This window comes from Salipiger marinus (genome assembly GCF_900100085.1).
GTDB lineage: Bacteria > Pseudomonadota > Alphaproteobacteria > Rhodobacterales > Rhodobacteraceae > Salipiger > Salipiger marinus.
In genome coordinates, this window is record NZ_FNEJ01000062.1 from 1 (window position 1) to 4,570 (window position 4,570).

General features: G+C 62.8%; 5 protein-coding genes. 2 read left to right on the plus strand and 3 right to left on the minus strand.

Annotation, left to right across the window (positions count from 1 at the left end):
* Together BLR51_RS26570 and scpB are read left to right on the plus strand one after the other, a co-directional pair.
* Positions 1-262: DUF1403 family protein (locus BLR51_RS26570; protein ID WP_131821911.1), on the plus strand; the 262-nt coding region annotated here is incomplete at its 5' end.
* A 2-nt stretch (positions 263-264) separates the two neighbouring features.
* A complete protein-coding gene (gene scpB / locus BLR51_RS26575; protein ID WP_089852559.1) occupies positions 265-861 on the plus strand; it encodes an SMC-Scp complex subunit ScpB in 597 nt (198 codons plus the stop codon).
* Between the two features lie 16 nt (positions 862-877).
* Here the strand turns inward: scpB and BLR51_RS28620 are convergent, their stop codons facing one another.
* The 3 genes from BLR51_RS28620 to BLR51_RS26590 form a co-directional block, all read right to left on the minus strand.
* Positions 878-1,888: a TniQ family protein gene (locus BLR51_RS28620; RefSeq protein WP_089852560.1), complete on the minus strand. Its 1,011-nt coding sequence runs from the start codon at positions 1,886-1,888 to the stop codon at positions 878-880.
* Positions 1,885-2,751: a TniB family NTP-binding protein gene (locus BLR51_RS26585; protein ID WP_089852561.1), complete on the minus strand. Its 867-nt coding sequence runs from the start codon at positions 2,749-2,751 to the stop codon at positions 1,885-1,887. Before BLR51_RS26585 ends, BLR51_RS28620 begins: the two co-directional genes overlap by 4 nt.
* A gap of 16 nt (positions 2,752-2,767) precedes the next feature.
* A partial coding sequence (locus BLR51_RS26590; protein ID WP_311135851.1) for a TnsB C-terminal domain-containing protein occupies positions 2,768-4,570 on the minus strand: 1,803 nt, incomplete at its 5' end.

Consider the following 4,570-nt stretch of genomic DNA (forward strand, 5'->3'; position numbering starts at 1 on the left):
TGTGACCGCATCCGCGGTCGAGGCCACGCGTCTGGCTGTCGACCTCGCGCGTCGGGCTGCGCTTTTGAAAGAGGTTGCACCAAAGCTTCGGGCCAAGGGGGCTGGGGAGGCGGTTGAGATCTTCCTGACACAGGACGCGGTGGCACCCGGTGCCTTGCCTTTGCGGGACCGCGCCGCGCGCCGGCTCTGCGACCGGCTGGTCGATCTCGGCGCGGTGCGCGAACTGACCGGCCGCGACACCTTCCGGCTCTACGGAGTGTAGGAATGGTTAAGGACCGCTCCGAACCCCAGCTTGACCGCGAATTGGCTAACCTACCGCCGGAGTTGCGCTGGCGCGAATGGATGCGGCGGATCGAGGCGGTGCTGTTTGCCTCTACCTCGCCTGTACCGCGCGAGGATCTGGCGCGCATAGTGGGGCAGGCGGCCTCGGTTGATCTGCTGGTCGAGGATCTGGCCGCCGATCTGGAAGGGCGGGCGTTCGAGATTGCCATGGTCGCAGGGGGGTGGATGTTCCGGACGCGGACCGCTTACGCGCCTGCGATCCGCGCCGCAGCGGATGTCGGGGACCAGTTGCTGGACCTGAACGAGTTCGACGTCGCGATTTTGGCGGCCATCGCCTACCACCAGCCGATCACCCGCGACGGGCTGAAGGATATCTTCGGCAAAGAGATCAGCCGGGACCTGATCGGGCGGCTGCATGCGCAGGGTCTGATTAGAACTGGGCCGCGCGCGCCGCGTCGTGGTGCCCCCTACACCTTTGTGACCACAGACGCGTTCCTCGCGGCCTTCGGGTTGGAGAGCTTGCGCGACCTGCCAGATCCTGAACAGCTGAATGACGCCGGGCTGGCCGCGCGCGCCTGAAATGCACCGGGAATTCTCACAGCGCTTGCCGCTTCTGATGAAGCCACGCGGCCGCTTGAACGAGATCTGCCAAATCCGGGCCAGCGGTGGTGGGGCAAGGCCCAGCTTTGGGCCGAGGCAGGACGGCATCGCTGAATGATGTGACCAGTCCGCTCCAAGCTGGCGCAGCTTGAGCGACGCGTTTCCAATAAGAGATCGCGGGACTTCTTCGCGTTCCGAAAGGCGTCGACCTCTCTTCCGTCAATTGCCGAAACAGATGATAGCGATCTCGATGAGGGAGGCGCGGGATGGACATGCGCTGTTTACCAAATTGAAAGCAGGCTGATCCAAGCAGGTCCGAAAGTGATCGCCCCGCTGCCATCCGATGCCCTGCTGCATGCAAACGAAGCAGATCGTCGATCAGGCGCTCAAGGCGCTGAACCCCATCGGCGGCAGGACGGGTGCGTTTGCAGAGCGCCGCGCCGCACAAGGCGCAGATCTGATGCGGCACAAGATGCTTCTGGCTGAACGGAGCCAGTCCGCGCCCGCAGGATGGGCACCTGTCCCGAAGTCGGCAGCCGTGGCGAGCGCAAGAGACTCGTGTGGCCAAGCTCCAGCCTCGGCGAAAATATGGCGTTTCGTCTTCTGCCAGACAAGCCGGACAGAATTGCAGCCAGGTAACCTGCCTCCCGGGTGCGCAGGTCTGCTGAGACCCTGGCCGCAGGGGCAAACGCAGCCCGGGCAAAGGATCGGGAGCAACGGTCAGAGCCGCGATGTCTTCCAAGGGTATGTGGGTATGCTCCCCCAAAAGTCGCAGGATGCGATCGGGCAACGCCCGATCAAGCCGTGCCGACCAGTTCTCACCCGGCGCTCCGAGAAGCGCACCGAAATAGTGGGGAGGTACGCCGTTGGCGTAAGCGAGGCGGTGCAGCCAACTCGACAGAAGTTCACCAGGTGCGGGCATAATGCCCATCGGCCAACGGCTTCCCGCCGCGCTTGCATACCGCTCTGCAGGCATGATGGAGATCTCGGTCGGCCCAAACCTCATGTCATTTCTTGACGCAAAGTGGAATGGCGGCGCCGCGAGAGAGGCACATAGCCGAGGTCCGACAGGGCTGCGCCCGTGATCCGGTCCTCACCGCGCGAGATTGCCGCAACTGCGGCCCGGGTGACGATCTCGACAACCTCGCCGATCAGCCCCTCTGACAGATCATGGATGATCTTCGCCAAGGGTTCGCGCGACAGATCGGAGGCTTCGGCGAGCGGCAGACTGGCTTCCAGGCTGTCGAGAAGCGTCGCGAACTCCTCGTCATACGCCCATCGTGGAATGGGGATCGTATCGAAACGTGAGCCCATTTCGTCGGTGTCATGCACCGCATCGTAGATCGCGATTTCACCGACAAGGACGGGTGAGATGTCATGCACCCGTGCGATCCTCCGCAAGAACGAGAAGATGGCCTTCACATCCTGGCGCCGCCCGCGCAATGCGCTGTGGAACTCGTCGAATATCAAAAGGCGCGGCTTCAGGCGCTCCAGAAGATGATCCACCTGATCGCCGGCGCGGGACAGGCTGCGCCAGCCAGCGGCTTGTGGCGCGCGCAATCCGGACAGGATGCTGGCATAGAAATGCGACAGCCCTGCACCTTCCCGGGTCTGGATCACCCACACCTTTTGCTGGTCGGCGGCACGCAGATGTTCGACGGCGAAGCGTTCGGCGATCATGGTTTTGCCATTGTGGTAGGGACCGGCAAGCAGCAAACCGCGTGGGCGCAGGGATGGCGGTCGCTCAAGCAGCAGTCGCATTGCGTCATGCGCCGCGCCGGCGGCCGGATGGCTGATCCAGCGCGGCGCGCGAACATGGGCGATCCGCACTGCGTCATCGGCCTGCAAGAGCGGGACTATGGCGGGCATTAGGTGATCCGGCACCTTACCAATCCTCGACAGGAAAGACCCGCCGCGGGCGATCCGGGTCGAGCTTTGTCTGGGCCGAGGCGGAAGGCGCAGCGAAGTCGGCATAAGGCTTCTTTGCCTCGGTGGCATGCCGGGCGCGGGTCATCTCCTTCAACCGGCTTTTCGGGGTTTTGGCGGCGGCAACAGTTGCGGCGATTTCGCGTCGGATAGCTGATGCCTCCTGTACAGGGCGCCGCTGGATTTCACGCCGCTGTTGTCGATCCGCCTGGTGCTGCCAAAGCGTGATCGGCTCGGCCAGTCCGTCCCGTCGCCTGACCGGCCGCCAGGCCTGCGTATCCGGATCCTTGACGTAGACATGGCTGATGTCGCGAGGATCATAGCACAGATCGAGCGGCTCCAGCCGGTCACGACGCGCAACCAGCGGGCCAAGCCAGGGCTCGAAATAGTCGATGGCGAAGAGACTGATGCCCTGAGGTGAAATCTTCCGCGTCTTGCGCGGCAGGAAATTGAGCAGCACATCGACAGGTGCATCGATCGGTCGGTCCTTCGGCTGGAACCGATCTTCCCACTCTTTCGCCGGAACGGTCAGCTTGCGCGCATTCTGGCTCAGGTTGTGGTCGATGATCGCGAGCGCGATGCAGCGTTCAAGATCCGCGAAGCTGAGCCGTGCCCGCGCTTCCGAGGCATAGTCGCCCCGATCCGCGATGGAACGCCCCGTCTTGCCGGGCAAGGCGCGTAGCGCCGTGTTCACTTTCCCCAGCAGGCGTTCGACGACCCCGCCCCGATGCACGGTGCCCTTGTTGCGCATGCGTATGGCAATGCCATAGTCCGCGCATCCTCTGCTGAAGGTGCTGCTCTGGAATTCCTTGGCGGAATCGACGACGATCTGCTTCGGGCGACCATGCATCGACCACGCATGATCGATGCCGCGTTCTGCCAGCCAGTCAATCTTGCAGCACATCGCGTGCGCAAGACAAAGCGCCACAGACAGTCGTGACGGCCGCTCGAGGGTCAGGCAGAAGCCGATGATCGCGCTCGTGGCCACATCTGCAGCGATGGTCAGATAGGGGCGACCAACGAAGACGCCGTAGTCATCAATCACCTCGACAAACTGGATGTCTGCCGGCGTGTGATCGATCTGGACAACGTCGAGCGCGTGGTTAGCCCGGATATAGCCCGGTCGCGGCTTCAGCCGGTGCAGGTGTTTACTATCTGACAGGCGGCGGCGGGCAATTTCTTCCGGGGCGAACAGAATGGGGATACGCCGGGCGACAGTGACATAGGCGGGCGGAGCATGCCCTTCCTCTGCGCAGCGGGCGCGGATCTCTTCGACGATCGGTGCAAGGTCCGGCTGCTCAAGACGCAACCACATCTCCCGCAGGGTCATCGCGATGATGCTCTCGACCGCGGGGCTGATCCTTGGTTTCCTTTTTCCACTCGTTCGCGGCAGCAGGGAGGATACCCTGCGCTGTTCTCGATACCGCGCCAGATAGTTGTAGACTTGGCGTGTCGAGAGCCGCAGCTCGGATGCCGCGCGCACAACGGCCTCACGCACCGGCGCCGCTCCATCAAGAATCCAGTCCAACTCACGCGCGATCCGCGTTGCCTTGGACCACGCTTCATCCGAGGCATGCCCTCCGCCAGACGTCATCGATATGAAACTTTCGAGACCGGCTGGGCCGTGCGCCAACAGGGTGGCCACTTGCTGAAATACAGAACCAAAATTGAAGCCCTTAGCTGAAAAATGGTGTGCGATATCGTGGTATCTTCCAGAAATCACGTAATAATCATGTGCTGAAATGGTGAAGAAAATGCGACA